General features: G+C 33.3%; 16 protein-coding genes and 3 pseudogenes. 16 read left to right on the forward strand and 3 right to left on the reverse strand.

The genetic code is table 11. The features are described from left to right. Positions 1-9 precede the first annotated feature (9 nt). The 3 genes and pseudogenes from ACN0WI_RS02730 (at position 10) to ACN0WI_RS02740 (ending at position 4,788) form a co-directional block, all read left to right on the forward strand. Positions 10-1,576 (forward strand): annotated as a pseudogene (locus tag ACN0WI_RS02730) (type IV secretory system conjugative DNA transfer family protein). Between the two features lie 262 nt (positions 1,577-1,838). Next, on the forward strand, positions 1,839-2,315 hold the full coding sequence (locus tag ACN0WI_RS02735) for a carboxypeptidase-like regulatory domain-containing protein (RefSeq protein WP_417885071.1): 477 nt from the start codon (positions 1,839-1,841) through the stop codon (positions 2,313-2,315). A gap of 67 nt (positions 2,316-2,382) precedes the next feature. Further along, positions 2,383-4,788 carry a phosphocholine-specific phospholipase C gene (locus ACN0WI_RS02740; RefSeq protein ID WP_417885072.1) on the forward strand — a complete coding sequence of 802 codons (2,406 nt, stop codon included), beginning with the start codon at positions 2,383-2,385 and terminating at the stop codon, positions 4,786-4,788. 55 nt (positions 4,789-4,843) lie between these two features. Here the strand turns inward: ACN0WI_RS02740 and ACN0WI_RS02745 are convergent. Then, positions 4,844-5,485, reverse strand: a pseudogene (locus ACN0WI_RS02745) (DUF4138 domain-containing protein); the annotation flags it as partial. A 66-nt stretch (positions 5,486-5,551) separates the two neighbouring features. Here ACN0WI_RS02745 and ACN0WI_RS02750 point away from each other — a divergent pair. The 5 genes from ACN0WI_RS02750 (at position 5,552) to ACN0WI_RS02770 (ending at position 8,830) form a co-directional block, all read left to right on the forward strand. Next, entirely contained in the window at positions 5,552-5,812 is a 261-nt protein-coding gene (locus tag ACN0WI_RS02750; RefSeq protein ID WP_417885073.1) for a hypothetical protein, read from the forward strand. A 163-nt stretch (positions 5,813-5,975) separates the two neighbouring features. Further along, positions 5,976-6,647 carry a hypothetical protein gene (locus ACN0WI_RS02755; protein WP_417885074.1) on the forward strand — a complete coding sequence of 224 codons (672 nt, stop codon included), beginning with the start codon at positions 5,976-5,978 and terminating at the stop codon, positions 6,645-6,647. A gap of 143 nt (positions 6,648-6,790) precedes the next feature. After that, positions 6,791-7,312, forward strand: a complete 522-nt coding sequence (locus ACN0WI_RS02760) for a hypothetical protein (RefSeq protein ID WP_417885075.1) — start codon at positions 6,791-6,793, stop codon at positions 7,310-7,312. A 407-nt stretch (positions 7,313-7,719) separates the two neighbouring features. Further along, positions 7,720-8,211, forward strand: a complete 492-nt coding sequence (locus ACN0WI_RS02765; RefSeq protein ID WP_417885076.1) for a hypothetical protein — start codon at positions 7,720-7,722, stop codon at positions 8,209-8,211. A 148-nt stretch (positions 8,212-8,359) separates the two neighbouring features. Beyond that, positions 8,360-8,830 carry a nucleoside 2-deoxyribosyltransferase gene (locus ACN0WI_RS02770; protein ID WP_417885077.1) on the forward strand — a complete coding sequence of 157 codons (471 nt, stop codon included), beginning with the start codon at positions 8,360-8,362 and terminating at the stop codon, positions 8,828-8,830. A gap of 144 nt (positions 8,831-8,974) precedes the next feature. On the opposite strand, the gene ACN0WI_RS02775 is transcribed toward ACN0WI_RS02770, so the two are convergent. Continuing rightward, positions 8,975-9,946, reverse strand: a complete 972-nt coding sequence (locus ACN0WI_RS02775; protein WP_417885078.1) for an IS110 family transposase — start codon at positions 9,944-9,946, stop codon at positions 8,975-8,977. Between the two features lie 486 nt (positions 9,947-10,432). Between ACN0WI_RS02775 and ACN0WI_RS02780 the strand changes: the two genes are divergently transcribed. From ACN0WI_RS02780 to ACN0WI_RS02805, 6 genes are all read left to right on the forward strand, one after another. Then, on the forward strand, positions 10,433-10,738 hold the full coding sequence (locus tag ACN0WI_RS02780; RefSeq protein ID WP_417885079.1) for an ArsR/SmtB family transcription factor: 306 nt from the start codon (positions 10,433-10,435) through the stop codon (positions 10,736-10,738). Between the two features lie 51 nt (positions 10,739-10,789). Next, complete coding sequence (locus tag ACN0WI_RS02785) at positions 10,790-11,026, forward strand: thioredoxin family protein (protein WP_417885080.1); 237 nt, start codon at positions 10,790-10,792, stop codon at positions 11,024-11,026. A 12-nt stretch (positions 11,027-11,038) separates the two neighbouring features. Next, positions 11,039-11,446 (forward strand): OsmC family protein, encoded by a 408-nt coding sequence (locus ACN0WI_RS02790; RefSeq protein ID WP_417885081.1) that lies wholly within the window; start codon positions 11,039-11,041, stop codon positions 11,444-11,446. Beyond that, a complete protein-coding gene (locus ACN0WI_RS02795) occupies positions 11,439-12,416 on the forward strand; it encodes a permease (RefSeq protein ID WP_417885082.1) in 978 nt (325 codons plus the stop codon). The genes ACN0WI_RS02790 and ACN0WI_RS02795 overlap by 8 nt, the downstream gene beginning before the upstream one ends. Positions 12,417-12,561: 145 nt before the next feature. Next, a complete protein-coding gene (locus ACN0WI_RS02800) occupies positions 12,562-12,882 on the forward strand; it encodes a nitrophenyl compound nitroreductase subunit ArsF family protein (protein ID WP_417885083.1) in 321 nt (106 codons plus the stop codon). Then, on the forward strand, positions 12,883-13,296 hold the full coding sequence (locus ACN0WI_RS02805; protein WP_417885084.1) for a sulfite exporter TauE/SafE family protein: 414 nt from the start codon (positions 12,883-12,885) through the stop codon (positions 13,294-13,296). It begins immediately after the preceding gene. A gap of 472 nt (positions 13,297-13,768) precedes the next feature. Here the strand turns inward: ACN0WI_RS02805 and ACN0WI_RS02810 are convergent. Beyond that, positions 13,769-14,736, reverse strand: a pseudogene (locus tag ACN0WI_RS02810) (IS110 family transposase). Between the two features lie 384 nt (positions 14,737-15,120). Between ACN0WI_RS02810 and ACN0WI_RS02815 the strand changes: the two are divergent. Together ACN0WI_RS02815 and ACN0WI_RS02820 are read left to right on the forward strand one after the other, a co-directional pair. After that, entirely contained in the window at positions 15,121-15,483 is a 363-nt protein-coding gene (locus ACN0WI_RS02815) for a hypothetical protein (protein WP_417885085.1), read from the forward strand. Positions 15,484-15,948: 465 nt separating this feature from the next. Beyond that, entirely contained in the window at positions 15,949-16,617 is a 669-nt protein-coding gene (locus ACN0WI_RS02820; protein WP_417885086.1) for an ATP-binding cassette domain-containing protein, read from the forward strand. Positions 16,618-16,872: the final 255 nt, after the last annotated feature.

Here is a 16,872-nt window from a genome sequence, read left to right on the forward strand (position 1 = left end):
TCAAATAGTATGTATGTAGATCATCTCTTTACCGTTCTTTTCATCATTGGGCTGACCAGTGCGTTGTTTTATGGTGGGTATCAACTTTCCAGATATGCATTCCTGGTAAACAATCTGTTATTGTGTGCATTGGCTTATTTTTTACAAGCTACCAATAATTTGGTTTTGGTATTGTTGAATGTGGTCTGTCCACTATTGTTGATTAATACGGCTTTATATGTATTTCTGCATAAAAGGGAAAACTCAAAAAATAGTGACCATAGGTATCGGGTCGATTTTAAAACTACCAAAGGAAATTTCAAACTGGACAATATCAAACGTGGGGCATCCATCATCGGTTCTGCGGGAAGTGGAAAGACCGAAAGTGTGGTGTATGGATTCCTGAAACATTTCCGGAAAGAAGGTTTTTGTGGAATTATTCACGATTATAAGGATTTTGAACTGACGGAAATGGCATATCCACTTTTCAAAGATGGGGATATCCCATTTAAGGTCATTTCCTTTGATAAAATCATCCATCGGGTTAATCCCATTGCTCCACGCTATTTAGAGAATGAGGAAAGCGTGAATGAGGTTTCACGGGTACTTATCGAGAACTTATTAGAACAACGGGAATCGGGAACGACGGGAACCACCAAATTTTTCAATGATGCTGCGGAAGGATTAATTGATGGGCTCATTTGGAAATTGAAAAGGAACTATCCTCAATTCTGTACCCTGCCACATTTAATTGCCATTTACCAATACCTGGACACCGACAGCCTGATCCAGTTTTCAGAAACCAATACCACTTCAAGGGCAATGGCAGATGCCTTTATTAGCGGCAAAGATTCGGAACGGCAGACCGCTGGGGTAAAAAGTACCCTGGCTAATGCTCTGAAGCGTATCAGCACGCAACGGATTTTTATGGCGTTGTCCGCAGATGAAGTACCGCTCAATATTAATAATGAAGAAAATCCTGCGGTAATTTCAATCGTGAACAATCCAAAATTTGAAAGCTCGTATTCTCCGGTGATTGCCACTATTGTCCATACTATTACTGCGCGGTCAGAGACCGTCTTTTTTACTTATGGAAGAAGCGCCAACGATACGCTTATTGAATATGCACCGTATACCGGCAACATTTCGGAGCTATAATATTTCAACGGTTTATGTGATGCAGGACAAGATCCAAAATGATATGATGTATGGCGATAAGGCAAGCAAGGCGATATTGAGCAATCTTTCCTATCAGTTCTTTGGAAAAGTCAATGATCCAGACACCGCGAAATATTATGAACGCTTTTTTGAAATCATCAAAGATCCGACCAAAAGTGTGAGCCGTGGACATAATTTAGATTTTGATACCCGTATAACCACAGGGGAAAAAGAAATCCCTAAAATTAGGGCTGATGTTTTCTTTCGTTTGAAACAGGGCGAGTTTATTACCTATGCAGATGGAAAGGATAAAAAAATACAGTTTAAATTAGCCAAAATTCAAAGGGGTTTACCAGAGAATTTAAAGCAGTTTTCTCAAACTGATCTGGAGACTAATTTTGAGCGGATTTATGAGGAGGCAAGATCGATATTTAAATAATGTATTCTGGCGTATTTTCTTTCTCTCTCTATTTAACTTCCTAGAATTTGTAGCAACTTATAGTTAAGGATAAATTACAAAATGGTTAAATAATAAAAAAGAAGATCAGATAATTTTTTATATAATATGCTTTTAATCAGTATTTTGTTGGTTTTTAGATATTATCTTTTTTAATCTTAGATTAATAATGTCTTTAAAGATAATTAATGACTTTGCTAAAACCTTGAACTAAGTTTGCTGTCAAATTATTAATAAGACATCAATGAAAAAGTTTTATCTTTTATTTTTTGTAATGATTGTATTTTCTGCGAATGCTTTTTGTCAGCAGAAAATTTCTGATGTTGTCACCGATCCGGATGGTTTACCCCTAGCAGGGGTGAACGTAAGTTTGAATTCATCCAGGGTGGGGACAGTAACAGACTTTAATGGAAATTTCGAAATTAATGCTTCTCAAAAGGATACCCTTATATTTTCCCATGTTGGTTTTAAAATCCAACGGTTAGTTGTCGATAATCAAAAAATTTTTACAGTCACTTTAAAGGTCAACACGGAATCACCCGATCGGATGGTGGTCACCGCACTGGGAATAACAAAGACTGAAAAGAAAATCGGTTATGCCACTCAGGAAATTGAGACTGACAATCTTGAAAGTGTACCAATACCCAGTGTGGCGAACCTATTCTCGGGTAAGGTAATCTCGCAAAAACAAAACAGTAATAAGATTATCCCAATGCTTTAAAATCAAACTAGATAGGGAACGGTAATATCGATTACCGTTTTTCAATCTTTAAAATATCCTATTAAATATGGAATCAAGAAGGTCATTTTTAAAAAAAGCTTCGTTGTTGGCCGGATCGACGGCACTTTTTGGATCGATGCCACAATCCATTGCCAGAGCAATGGCCATTAGTCCTGATCCCGGAACCACTTACTTAAATGCAGAGCATGTTGTTTTCCTAATGCAGGAAAACAGGTCCTTCGATCATTGTTTTGGTAGTATGCGTGGGGTACGCGGTTTTAATGATCCACGTGTGATGGAGACACCTTCTGCTTTACCTGTATGGTATCAACGTGATGCCAGTGGCAACATAGCCACACCGTTTCACTTAGATATTAAGAATACCAAATCTACCTGGATGGGATCACTTCCCCATGGTTGGGAAGATATGCTCGCTGCGAGAAATTACGGGAAAATGGATAAATGGTTGGAAGCTAAAAAATCCGGTAACCCGGATTATGCTAAAATGCCTTTAACAATGGGATATTACAATCGGGATGATCTTCCATTTTACTATTCTTTTGCTGATGCTTTTACGATTTGCGACCAGAGTTTCTGTTCGACTCTTACAGGAACGAGTCCAAACCGTAACTATTTTTGGGCAGGTACGATCCGGGAAGATCCTCACAATCCAAAATCAAAGGCACATATAGATAATGGGATGATTGATTTTAAGAATGTGGGTTGGAAAACCTACCCAGAACGTCTTGAAAAAGCAGGGATTTCCTGGGGTGTCTATCAAAATGAGCTCAGTATTCCAACCGGTATGGCTGGTGATGAAGAATTTTGGCTGGCTAATTTTACCGATAATGATTTAGAATTTATAGATCAGTACAACGTTCGTTTTCATCCCGAGCACAGAGAATGGATGCAGCAAGAACTGATAAAATTGCAGGAAATAGCAAAAAATGATCATCTTTCGGAAAAAGAACTGGAAGAACTCAATAAAAGAAAAGATCGTTTAAGAGTAGATTTAGAGGTTTATAGTGCAGCTAACTTCGAAAAGTTAAGTGATCATCAAAAAGCTATTCATCATAAGGCTTTTATTACCAATAAAAAATTTCAGCATTATCGAGAATTGGAATCGCTCGATTTTGAAGGTAAATCGCTTAAAGCCCCCAAGGGAGACGTACTCGGTCAATTCAGGCAAGATGTTGATAACGGAAATTTACCTATGGTGTCCTGGTTGGTCGCTCCCTGTGCATTTTCAGACCATCCCGGCTCCCCGTGGTATGGAGCTTGGTATGTTTCAGAAGTATTGGATATACTTACCAAAAATCCTGAACAGTGGAAAAAGACTATTTTTATTGTGACTTATGATGAAAATGACGGTTACTTCGATCATGTTCCTCCATTTGTGGCTCCCAAAGCTGGTAGCGGTGACACTACCGGTATTCCCACAGCAGAAGAGTTTGTAGAGGGTGAGCATAATTTAGGGTTAGGCTTTCGGGTACCTATGGTGGTAGCTTCGCCATGGAGTAGGGGAGGCTTTGTAAATAGTGAGGTTTTTGATCATACTTCTTCTTTACAGTTTTTGGAGCATTTTATAGAAAAAAAAACAGGAGAAAAAGTAATTGAAGAAAATATAGGAGCGTGGAGAAGAGCAGTATGTGGTAATCTTACCTCTGTATTTCGTAAAGCAGATAGTTCCTTACCTGAAGAACTATCCGTCAAAAGAAATACCTATATTAAACAGATATATTCGGCTAAAGATAAAAAATTACCTTCTGACTATAAGTTATTAAGTAATTCACAGTTAAAAGATTTAAAGGCTACAGGTCGACTTGGTGATTTGATCCCTAAACAAGAACAAGGTACTAAACCCGCCTGTGCCTTGCCGTACGATCTGGCAATGGATTGTAACTATATTAGTAATAGTACCACGGATAGTTTAGAATTAAGGATGTCGTGTAGGACTGGGCTATCTAAAACAAAACAAATCGCAGCCCCTTTTCAAATTTATGATATGAAGTCGCTCTATCAGGACTCTAACAAATTCTGTTATAATTTTGCGGTCAACGAAGGAAAACAACTCATCTACAAGCTCCCCGTTACTTCGGGTAGTTTCCATATTAGAGCTTATGGACCCAATGGTTTTTACAGGGAATTTCGTGGGACTGGACAAAATTTTTCCAAATATATCATTGCTTTAGAACTTTTAAAAGAATCTAAAGAGTTAAAATATACAATTTTGCAAAAGGGAACAGAAAAAGTTAAGGTAAAAATTGTGGATAATGCCTATAACAGGGAGCCGGTAAATCTTATCTTAAGAAAAGGAATTCATGAGCAGTTATTAACTGCTAAAGATTCTTTTGGCTGGTACGATTATAGTATCCTTCTAGAGGGATACCCGGATTTTGAACAACGATTTGCAGGTCATATAGAGGATGGAAAAACCAGCCTTACAGATCCTTTTATGGGAAACTCCTTATAACTTGAAAATTGATATGGCTAGGATTGATTGATATTTCTAACTTGGGGATTGTATATTAATTTGGATGATTAATAAACCGATGAGAGACCTTTAATTTTAAATTCCTTTCCCTGTTCTTCTCATTGAGATCGACAATCGCTCTGCGATCATTCGATAATGAAAACTTGGGTAGTATATAAATCAGTCTCATTGTTTCGTTTTCTTTTACCTTTGACGGCAAATTATATTTAAAAACCGGTTCTTGATAAAGCCGTTGTAAAGACTTCTTTTTACCCTTTTTTCTGGTCTCAATCGATAATTTCAGAAAGTTGAGGTCATAATCTAACGAAGATTTATTTTTAATTTGAATCACGAAATAAAGTTCCTCCTTGTCAAAAACAATATTCTCAATACTCAATATGATGCCATCGTTTCGTTTTTTTATCCGGCCAATGTGTTGCTTTCGGTCAATTAGATAAGAACAAAATTTATTGTAATAATAGGTCCTGTTATCAATTGTGTCTTCACGTTTAACAATAGTAGTTGAATCAAGACCAGTAGGCTTTTCATTACCGATGCCTTGAGACGTTGGTATAAAATAATTCAGCTGATCCAATTTTTTCCTATAGGTTACGATATACGAAAAAACAGTCCCGTTTTTGCCCACTACCAGAAGATTGCTTTCTTTTCCGGGTTTTGCCTGAAGCAAGCCGAAAAATTAAATTTTAAAATTTAATTTCTAGATGGTGAATCTGCTATATTTTTAAAAACTAAATAAAATATTATGAAAAAAGAAACTTTGGAAAATTTGAAAAATGATCTTTCGTCTATCAAGGTAAAAACTTTTGAAAAGAAAAGAGCTAAAAGAAAAAAAGACAGAGAATCAATTGAATCTGATATTCAATATTTAACAGAACGAATAATTGAAAAATATGAGTTGCTTAAATATGATTTAGGAATTAAAATGGAAAGTCATAAAACCAACTTTTTCATTTTTGATGTGGAGAATATAATTAGAAAACAAGAGGAAAAAGAAACAGAATAAATCGAAAAAAGCCAGTGGTTAACACCGTATAACAACAATTGCGGCTTTGCGTCCTGCGGACACAATAGCGCAAGCATAAAAGTCGGTAATTTTAGCTATCTTAGTTTTTAACCAATCCGCAACTGATTGTTATACAAAACCGTTAGCAATAATTATGAAACCTATGAAAAATTTATTAATTATATTTTTGCTGTTGACTTTATTTTCCTGTGGCACAAATAAATATTTAACGTCTTCAGTTCAGGCTACAGAAGTTGAAAATATGAATTATTTTAAGCCTTTATCATATATCCAATATATAAAAAAAGGTAATAAATTAGAACGCAATGATTCTTTATCGAATATCACACAAAATAAAATTGATTCTATATTAATTAAGAACAAATCTCAATATAGATTATCCGATAAAATTACGATCGACAATGATACTATAAACGCTAAAATTGAAAGTGAAATAAATTATTTAGCCCAAATAATTAACCGTACAAAAAATCTTAATGATATAAAACTAACTCCGACTATTGACTCAATTATTCAGAATAATGATCAACGATTTTCTTTAATTATAGTAGCAGCTGGTTTTAGACGCAGAAAAGGAAATTATGGAGGGCAAGTTGCTAAGGGTGCTGCAATAGGAATATTAACATTAGGAATGGCTGTTCCAACTCCAATAAAATCCAATCTATTTTTGCACGGTTTTATATTTGATTCCAAAAATCATAATGTTGCTTTTTATAAAAGAGTTTTACCTCAAGAAAAAAGTCCGACTGATCCAGAAATAATTAAAAAACAATTGAACTCATTATTTGAAGGCTATTTTTATGAGAGAAAATAACTATTGCCAACAATGCGTATAGCCAATTACGGCTAAATACTTAATCAATATTCAATGCTTTTAGCTATATTAATTTAAAGAGACAAAACCTGGCAAACCAAACCGCAACGAGCCATACACAAACCGTTACTTGCAATAATAAAATGAAATTAAACTTTATAATTATTTTAATAGTATTAAGTATAAATATGCTTAAAGCTCAAAACAGCGATTTTAAAGAAGTTGATTCTACTAAGTGGGATAAAATTATTCTTCGAAATAAAGCCGAATTTAAGAATAGAGAAAATGTAAATTATGGATCTTCATTTTTAATAAGATTAGACACAACAATAATTGCTTGTACAGCAAGAGATTTTATTGGAACACATTATACAAATGATGAAATGAGTTTAAAAGATTTTCCTAAAGAATTAATTTCTTGGAAAATGTCAATATTAAATTCTATATCCGATTATGTCACAGTAAGAGCTATTTATAACGAAAAAAGAATTGAAAAGACATTTTTTATACTCTCATTTTCATATCCTTTTTTAACCTTTACAATAGAACAAAATACTGATGCAATTCAACCATTAATACCTGATGTAAGCCTAATAGAAAATAAATCTTCTACATTTCTGGTTACGATAATGAAAATAATCTACGACTTATTGAAGGTATTGTAGAAACTTATGATAATTCAAAATATGCTAAATCCGAAATAAGAATTAGAACTAAGGAATATTTAAATGATTCGAATTTTATTGGCTCTCCAATAATAAATAAAAGCGGAAAAGTTATTGGCGTTTTTAACCGAGCATATACTTTGAAAAAAGATAAAAAAGGAAGAATCAAATCTTACAAAAACAACTCTCCTGATTACCACTATGAATATTTTGTAAATGGAACAACTATGAGGGTGATATTAGGAAAAAATTACAGCAAGTAACAACGGTTATAATTCATTGCTTGCGTAATTTTCTAACGAAAATTCAAGCTTTTTTGCTAAATTTAATTCCACAAATGAAAATCCTAGCGGATTTTCAACGCAACATAATCATAACCCAAACCGTTGTAACACATTTAAGCACAATTGAGAAAAAGAATTGACATATCTGAAAAACTGAATCGTGGAAAAGTTGAGAGAGAATTTCAATTAATTAATTCGTTCTACTTTTCAGAAATCAATTATGACGAAGAAGGTAGTTTTTTTGACTTGTATTTTCCAAAAAATAGAATTGGCATTACAGAAAAGCAAATAGAAGCTTACAATGAACTAATTGAAAACTTGAATCGACACTTGACTAAAATTAGTGAATACATTAAAACGACTTACTCAAATTTTGAATTAAAAAAAGCCGATAACCTGAATGAAATAAAATTGAGATTAAGTGTAGTTGAGATTATAGATTATAATAAGGACTTTGACACTATTATAACTTGTGAAAAGGAATATAAATATTTCGGGATATTCAAGAAAAATATTGGAATTAGAACCGAAATTAAAAATGGTCGAATAATATCAATAGAGAGAAAATCTAACACCTTAAAAGAAAACAAAAAAACGTGTTACAACAATGTATAACCGCAATTACGGCGGATTCGACTACGTCCGAATCCACTCGGAATTGCTAACGTCAGTTATTAACCGAAAATCATTAACTTTAATCCTGTAACTGACGGTTATACCAGACCGTTGTAGTGCATTATAAAAAATTGAAGAAAGAATAATAATGAAGAAAAAGAAAATATATTTTGCCGGACCACTTTTTAGTCAAGCAGAAAGAAATTTTAATATTGAACTTACTAAAAAAATTGAAAAATTTAATTTCGAAATATTTCTGCCTCAAAGAGATGGTGCGGAGTTAGATAAGCCTCCATTTATAAACATGACTCAGAATGAAAGAAATAATAAAATTTTTGAACTCGATATAAAAGAAGTATCAGAATGTGAAATTTTCCTGTTCATATTAGATGGTAGAGTTCCAGATGAAGGTGCTTGTTTTGAATTGGGAATTGCTTATAATCAAAATAAAAAAATAATTGGTCTTCATACAGATATGAGAGCCTCCTTTATAGACTCAAAATTAAATGCAATGATAGAAGGTGCTTTTTATAAAATCTTTACTTCAGAAAAAGAATTATTAAATCATATTATCGAGTTACAAGAAAATGAAACTGAACATTGTTCTAATCAATATTAATACGAGAGATTTTACGTAAAACGCACTACAACAAAGAACTGAGGTAAAAACCAACTTTTTTTTACATTAAATTTGAGACATAAATGATCCATGCTAAAACCTGTAATCAGATCTTAACTGTTTCATTTTTTGTTTTTTCTTAAGCTATCCTTTTGCTAAAACAGACACATAGTTTTCATCGTAGGGCAACCCAGATTTAGCGATAGCAAAGGCTTGTTTTAAAAGCTTATTGGCCACGGCGATCAAAGCAAGTTTCTTGCTCTTGCCCTTGGCTACAATACGGTCATAAAGGCCCTTACACGCTCTGTTGTACTTGCAAGCATTGAAGGCACACAAAAATAGAAGGTTCCGAAGCTTCTGGTTACCTACTTTACTAATCCTACTTTTGCCTCTTACACTACTCCCTGATTCACGGATCGTTGGGGTAATTCCTACATAACTGCACAGCTGCGAAGCCTTCTCAAACTTGGTAAACCCATCTGTAATGACAACTAAAAACAAGGCCGTTTTGATACCAATACCAGGGATACTCGTTAGCAAGGTTAGTTGCTGTTGCTGTTCTTGTTTGACAAGCTCCAGTAAGCGGGCTTCAATTCCCTTGACCTCTTTGTCAAGATGCTTGAGATCACGCTGTAAAGAGCTATAAACATACTTAGAGGGAATACCTAGAACTTCCTCGCCGTGAAGTTTATTCTTAGTGGCCGTACGCTTCTTTAGATAACTATCCAGAAGTCGAAAAAGCTGAAGGCATTCTGCCTGTACTTCATTAAGTGCATTATAAAGCGGCACTTCATTAGACAGGCTATAATGACAAATAGCTTTGGCATCGCTTTTATCTGTCTTTACTTTGGCCAGTTTCATTTGGAGAAAACGCTTGACTGACAAAGGGTTTACTACCGATACCGGTATACCGCTTTTGTAAAGAAACTGTGCAAGTCGATAGTGGTAATAACCTGTGGCTTCCATCACTACAAGGCTATCTTGAGATAATGACTTTAGAAATAAATTAAAGCCGGAAGTGTCATTCTTAAATTGAGAATAACCACACACACTACCATAAACATCAAAGACATCCTTACTGATGTCAACTCCAAAAGTTTCTTTATATTTATTCATAAGAAATAATTTATGAAAGAGCATACTACCTTTTGCACAACAACTTGAAAACGAGGTCTGGCCTCATAGAACTGAACGTGTTTGAAGTAGTTAAAGAGAGGGGATTATCATTGTTGACGAAGTCTAACGCTTCCACGTATACCTTAACCTTAATCCTCTCTTTGTTCTTTCTGATTTATACTATAAAATTAATGAGAATCAAACTTAAGACGTATATAAAAAATAGCGGTTTAAGTGCTTAAACAGAAGAAAATTAATAAATTAGAGATTAATTATAATCCGAAAAGTTAGTGAGTAAAATCCGCTACTTTTTATATACAAACTCGTTGTGCATAATGCAGAAAATCGAGCAGAACATCAATATTTGAACTAAAAAATCCACCGCACAAACAGCACATTTATTTTTTACCAACGCACAAAAAAAACAGAATATGATAATAATCACATTTTACTTTAAATATCTATCGTACATTTGCGATAAGCAATATGAAAAGAAGTTTAGAGCATATAGAATATAAGGAAGACACCGAAGCATTGGCAAAATTTGCTAAAGCTTTAGGACATCCTACTCGTATTGCTATTTTAAAGCATCTTGAAAGTCAATCTTGCTGTTTTACTGGAGATTTGGTCGATATATTACCGGTTTCCCAATCAACGGTTTCACAACATTTAAAGGAATTAAAAAATGCAGGTTTAATTCAAGGCGAATTAAAACCACCAAAGATAAAATACTGTATCAATCAAGAAAATTGGAAGATAGCAAAAAACTTATTCCAACAATTTTTTGATTGATATTTTTTTAATAAACCTATCGCCTATTGGCGATAAACAAATACAAATATTATGACTAAAGTAATTAAAATTTTAGGGACAGGTTGTCCAAAATGCCAATCAATGACTGGTGTAGTTAAAGATGTGGTATCAGAAAACAATATTGACGCTACCATTGAAAAAGTTGAAGACATTATGGAAATTATGAAATTCAACGTAATGACAACACCTGCGTTGGTAATAGATGACGTGATTGCAATAAAAGGTAGAGTGCCTTCTAAAGATGAAGTTTTGGCTCTTTTAAACTAATTCAACCCAACTATGAATTATCATATCAAGGCTTCATCCATTTCAAATCAAGATGCAGTTATTCATATAAAGCAATCGAATATAGATTTCGGAACGACTTCAAAAACTGCCGAAACGTTGCCCAATCCTACCGAATTATTCTTGAGTTCTTTTGCTTCTTGCATATTGAAAAATGTGGAACGTTTTTCGGCTATGATGAAATTCACTTATTCAAAAGCTAGCATTGAAGTTAATGCTACACGACTTGAAAATCCGCCACGAATGGAAAACATCATATACAGTTTGACTATATACGGCAACGATGAAAAATTGAATTTAGATTTACTTAAAAAGAATATTGAAAAGTTCGGTACTATCTACAATACTGTAAAATTATCTTGTTCAATTTCAGGCACTATTAGCACGATTGAAAATGTTTGATTGGATACAAAATATAGCAGATTGGTTCGTTTATGATGTCTTAAATATGAAACAAGGACAACATCTTGCAGAAGCCTTAAATTTCTTTATTTATGATACCACAAAGATTTTAATACTTCTCTTTATAGTCATCTTTTTTATGGGAATCGTCAATAGCTACTTTCCAATTGACAAGGTTAAAAACTATCTGTCAAGAAATAAATTATACGGATTGGAATACCTTATGGCAAGTTTTTTTGGTGTGGTAACACCTTTTTGCTCTTGTTCTTCAGTTCCGTTATTTATTGGTTTTGTAAGAGAAGGAATTCCGTTAGGTGTAACCTTTTCATTTTTGATTACTTCACCGTTGGTTAATGAAGTTGCAATCGGACTTTTTGTTGGCTTATTTGGAATTAAAACAACCATAATTTATGTGGTTAGCGGTGTTTTGTTAGGAACTATTTCTGGTGTAATACTTCAAAAATTAAAATTGGAATCCTATTTAACACCTTGGGTTAAAGAAGTTTTAGAAAACGCTCAAAGAGAACAAGATATCTTTCAAGCAGAAAAACAAACCTTTAAACAACGCTTGCCAATTATTTGGGCAGAAGTAATAAAAATTCTTAAAGGTATCATTCCTTATGTAATTATAGGAATTGCAATTGGCGGACTAATGCACGGCTATATTCCTGAAGGTTTTTTTGAAAAATATATGGACAAGGACAATCTTTTTGCTGTTCCTATTGCTACGATTTTAGCTGTACCAATGTATTCAAACGCATCAGGCATACTTCCTGTAGTTCAGGTATTAGTTGCTAAAGGAATTCCGTTAGGAACTGCAATTGCTTTTATGATGGGAGTTGTTGGACTTTCATTGCCAGAAGCTATGCTATTAAAAAAAGTAATGACCTTAAAACTAATTGCTATCTTTTTTGGAGTCATTACACTTTGCATCATCATTTCAGGATATTTATTTAACATCATATTATAAATCATAAAATCAAATAAAATAAAAATGAATAAGACAATCAATTCTTTTTGCAGTTTTAGCAATCGGACTATTACTTACATCTTGCAACGGTCAAGGTAAAAACAAAACAACTTCTTTAGATAAATCCGTTTCAAAAATTGAAGTTTTGAACTTTCATTATACACACAGATGTATGACGTGCAATGCAATTGAAGCAAATACGAAATACACTTTGAACACTTACTTTGCAAAGGAACTTAAAGAAGATAAAATAACGTTTCATGTTATCAATGTAGATGTAAAGGAAAATGAAAAGATTGCTGAAAAATTTGAGGCATCAGGAACTTCTTTAATCTTAAACGTGATTAAAAACGGAAAAGAAACCCAAATAAATCTAACGGATTTTGCTTTTATGAATGGAAATGACCAAGAGGCTTTTTCTAAAGAGCTGAAAGCTAAAATAGATACGGAATTAAAAACGCTTTAAATGGATTTTCTGCAATCGCTTTTAGAGAATTATAATATTCCTATTTTATCGGCATTGATACTCGGACTAATGAGAGCCATTAGTCCGTGTCCTTTGGCGACCAACATAACCGCAACAGCTTTTATTTCTAAAAACATTTCAAGTAAACAAAAAGTGTTTTTAAGCGGATTGCTTTATTCTTTGGGTAGAGGTTTTAGTTATACTGCAATTGGCTTGATATTATATTTTGGAGCAAGTAAATTCCATATTGCTCGATTTTTCAATCAGAATGGAGAGAAATATTTAGGATCTTTATTAATAATAATTGGATTGATTATGCTAAATATTATTAAGCTCAATTTTTTAGGAAAATTAAATTATCAAGAAAAACTGTCTGAAAAATTTAAGGACAAAGGAATTTTAGGCTCTTTTTAGATAGGTGCAGTTTTTGCTTTAGCATTTTGTCCTTATAGCGGTGCATTGTTTTTTGGGATGTTGATTCCAATCTCAATTGCATCAGTAGACGGACTTTATTTACCCATTGTATTCGCATTTGGAACAGGATTACCTGTAATTCTTTTTACTTATTTATTAGCTTTTACAGCAGGAAAAGTCGGTATATTCTACAACAGAATTACGAAAATCGAAAAAGTAATGCGGACAGTTGCAGGTGTTGTTTTTATTTTGACTGGATTGTATTATGTTTCAATTTTCACGGGAATATTGTATTAGCCAACGCTAAAAGCCATACACATTTGCAATTCGCATCAGCCAACGCTACGCCAAAAATTGCAAAAGAGTATGTCTTGCCAACGCTCACATTTGAACTAAATAACAATAATCGGAAAACAAGCTGAACGGAAAAAGCACTATGCACAACAAATAACTAAGCTAAATTCCAAGCATTTTATCCTAATTTTGATGCATAATTTTCATCGTATGGTAAACCTGATGTAGCTACTGCAAAAGCCTGCCTTAGTAGTTTATTACAAACAGCAATTAACGCAAGCTTCTTACTTTTACCTTTGGCTATTATTCGTTCATAGATATCCCTTGCAAGCTTTGTTATATTTACAAGCTGTAAAGCTACACATAAATAGCAGGTTCCTGAGTTTAGGATTTCCCATTTTACTTATTCGACTCTTCCCTCTAACACTAGATCCCGATTGACGGATAATTGGGGTAATTCCTGCATAACTACATAGTTGATTACCGCTTTCAAAATTGGCGAAACCATTTGTTAGTATCAATAACATAATACCAGTTTTGTTACCTATTCCTGGAATACTTTTAAGAAGCGTAAGTTGCTTTTGTTGCTCATCTTTAACAATATCACTTAATCGATTCTCAAGAGTTATTAGCTCCTTTTGTAGCACTTTAAGTGATCTTTTTAAGGAATGATAAACGACTTTTGATGGTTTTCCTAGTACCTTTTCTCCGTGAAGCTTATTCTTTAATGCTGTACTCTGCTTAGTATAAATATCTATTAAACGAAGTAACTGAAGGGCTTCCGCCTGGCTCTTGTCTCTTGCGGTATACAAAGGTACCTCGTTGATACATGCATACTCACAGATAGCTTTGGCATCAGACTTATCCGTTTTCACCTTGGAGAGCTTCATCTGGATAAAACGCTTCACTGATAAAGGGATTTACTACTGAAACTTTTATTCCTTGTTCATAAAGAAACTGTGACAGTCTATAGTGATAATACCCTGTAGCTTCCATGACCACCAAGTCTTCTTCACTTAAAGTCTTTAAAAAGCATTTAAAGCCAGAACCATTATTTTTATACTGAAAATGATTCCCTTTTGAGTTGGCCACATCAAATACTCCTTTACTGATGGCCACTCCATAAATTTCATTATTTTTATTCATAGAAAAATTATTGAGAAAGGATACCTACTTTGGTTTTCATCGACTTAAAAACGAGATCTACGTCTCATAGAACTAAACGAAATTAAAGTAGAAAAGAGAGGGGATTATCAATGTTGACGGAATCTCAAGTTCCCACGCGTATTATAACCTTACTCCTCTCTTTTGTTCTTTCTGGTTAACTATCAAAATTAAGAGAATTTAAACTTAAGACGCGTATAGCCAATTGCGGCTAAATATTTATCCGATATTCAATGTTTTTAGTTATATTTATTTTAAGCGGATAAAATCTGGCAAACCAGCCCGCAACTGTCCATACTCGAAGCCGTTGTTACACATTTGAAACGGAAAAACAACCATAAATCTGAACAAATTCGCAATCTAAATATGAAAAAAATTAAATTAACACGTGAAAGCGTTGCAATGGGAGATGATATTGATGCGCCACATTTTTTGGAAATTAATATAGAACCAAACTGGACAATAACTGAAATTTTAAAATATATTTCCAATATTAATTATTTACCGAAAATAAGTGGAGGAAGAGCAACTTGGAGTGTAGCCATTAATGAACCAATAGCTGTTTTGACACAAGAAAACCCAAAAGAACCGTTGCTGATTTGCCTTCCTGATTATCCTTATCACGGAATGAGAGGTTTCGTTGAGTTTGACCATATTCACTTCAATTATCACGCACAGAAAAAAGCAAGTGAAGTATTTGAGGTGTTATCAAGATTTAAAATAGAATAAAAACGTGTTACAACAATGTATAACCGCAATTACGGCGGATTCGACTACGTACGAATCCACTCGGAATTGCTAACGTCTGTGCTAAACCGAAAAATTTGTGTACTTTAACCCGTAACTGACGGTTATACGAGACCGTTAGGAAAAATATAGAATCCGTCTCTAAAATAAAATTTATTACAAAAAATGCACAGTAAAGCTATCTCAAAATATTTTTTGGATATTAATACTTTTAATGTCCCTTTTTCATTGATTTTCGCCTTTACTTCTGGCATTTTATGGAGTGTCGTTATTTTTTCATCATTTGGGATTTTGATTGGCTATCTGGGCTATCAGACTTTCAAAAAAAATGAATATTATGGATTTTATAACCTCGGATTTACAAAAACTGACCTTTTAAAAAGAGTGTGGTTACTTAATACTTCTATTTCAATTTTATTATCTCTAATCTATTTAATATTTAGGTAAATGGATTTTTTAAAAGTAACTGACCTTAATAAATCTTACGGAAATAAAACAATTTTAAAGAATATTGACCTTGATTGTAAAACAGGAGAAATAATTGGAATATTTGGTCGAAATGGAACTGGAAAATCGACTTTATTAAAACTAATATTTGGCACAGTCAAAGCTGATTCAATTTCAATAGATATAAATTCTGAAATTATTCGTCAAAAAGCAATAATTTCATCTAAAAAAATAGGTTATTTACCCCAAGATACTTTTTTGCCCAAAGAACGGAAAGTACGAGATATAATTCCATTGTTTTATCCAAATGGAGATGACCAAGACAAAATATTTTACTCGCCACAGGTATCAAGTTTTGAAAGAATAAAAGTTGGAAAACTATCATTAGGACAATTACGCTATCTTGAACTATTGATTATTGGAAATCTAAATCATTCATTCTTAATGTTGGACGAACCGTTTTCAATGATTGAGCCTATTTATAAAGATGTGATAAAAGGATTATTACTCAAACTTAAAAAATCAAAAGGTATAATCTTGACTGACCATTATTATAATGACGTTCTTGAAATAACAGATAAAAATTTTGTTATAAAAGATTCTAAAAAAATTGAAATAAAGGACAAAAGCGATTTAGTTAAATATGAATATTTGAACTCAAATGAATAATAAAATACTTTGCCTAACACCGTATAAAAATAATGCGTAATTTAGTACAAAACCAAAAGTAAGTGCGTATTTGGTCACTCTGATTTTCCTACGGAAAATCCTCGGACACAAAACCGCACTATTCTTATACAAACCGTTGTGCAACATATGACAAAAACTATAACTGAAATAGAAAAAGTTGTAAAGCAACTGGCCAAAAAAATTAATTCACCAAGATATTTACTTCCGACATTTAGCTCACCAATTGGAGATGCA

It is taken from the genome of Zunongwangia sp., from assembly GCF_048269745.1.
Lineage (GTDB): Bacteria > Bacteroidota > Bacteroidia > Flavobacteriales > Flavobacteriaceae > Zunongwangia.

Coding starts and splice junctions, on each gene's coding strand:
- ACN0WI_RS02785 (WP_417885080.1), top strand. CDS start 10,790: ATGACTAAAGTAATTAAAATTTTAGGGACAGGTTGTCCAAAATGCCAA.
- ACN0WI_RS02755 (WP_417885074.1), top strand. CDS start 5,976: ATGAAAAATTTATTAATTATATTTTTGCTGTTGACTTTATTTTCCTGT.
- ACN0WI_RS02740 (WP_417885072.1), top strand. CDS start 2,383: ATGGAATCAAGAAGGTCATTTTTAAAAAAAGCTTCGTTGTTGGCCGGA.
- ACN0WI_RS02805 (WP_417885084.1), top strand. CDS start 12,883: ATGGATTTTCTGCAATCGCTTTTAGAGAATTATAATATTCCTATTTTA.
- ACN0WI_RS02820 (WP_417885086.1), top strand. CDS start 15,949: ATGGATTTTTTAAAAGTAACTGACCTTAATAAATCTTACGGAAATAAA.
- ACN0WI_RS02775 (WP_417885078.1), bottom strand. CDS start 9,946: ATGAATAAATATAAAGAAACTTTTGGAGTTGACATCAGTAAGGATGTC.
- ACN0WI_RS02790 (WP_417885081.1), top strand. CDS start 11,039: ATGAATTATCATATCAAGGCTTCATCCATTTCAAATCAAGATGCAGTT.
- ACN0WI_RS02770 (WP_417885077.1), top strand. CDS start 8,360: ATGAAGAAAAAGAAAATATATTTTGCCGGACCACTTTTTAGTCAAGCA.
- ACN0WI_RS02780 (WP_417885079.1), top strand. CDS start 10,433: ATGAAAAGAAGTTTAGAGCATATAGAATATAAGGAAGACACCGAAGCA.
- ACN0WI_RS02750 (WP_417885073.1), top strand. CDS start 5,552: ATGAAAAAAGAAACTTTGGAAAATTTGAAAAATGATCTTTCGTCTATC.
- ACN0WI_RS02735 (WP_417885071.1), top strand. CDS start 1,839: ATGAAAAAGTTTTATCTTTTATTTTTTGTAATGATTGTATTTTCTGCG.
- ACN0WI_RS02815 (WP_417885085.1), top strand. CDS start 15,121: ATGAAAAAAATTAAATTAACACGTGAAAGCGTTGCAATGGGAGATGAT.
- ACN0WI_RS02795 (WP_417885082.1), top strand. CDS start 11,439: ATGTTTGATTGGATACAAAATATAGCAGATTGGTTCGTTTATGATGTC.
- ACN0WI_RS02760 (WP_417885075.1), top strand. CDS start 6,791: ATGAAATTAAACTTTATAATTATTTTAATAGTATTAAGTATAAATATG.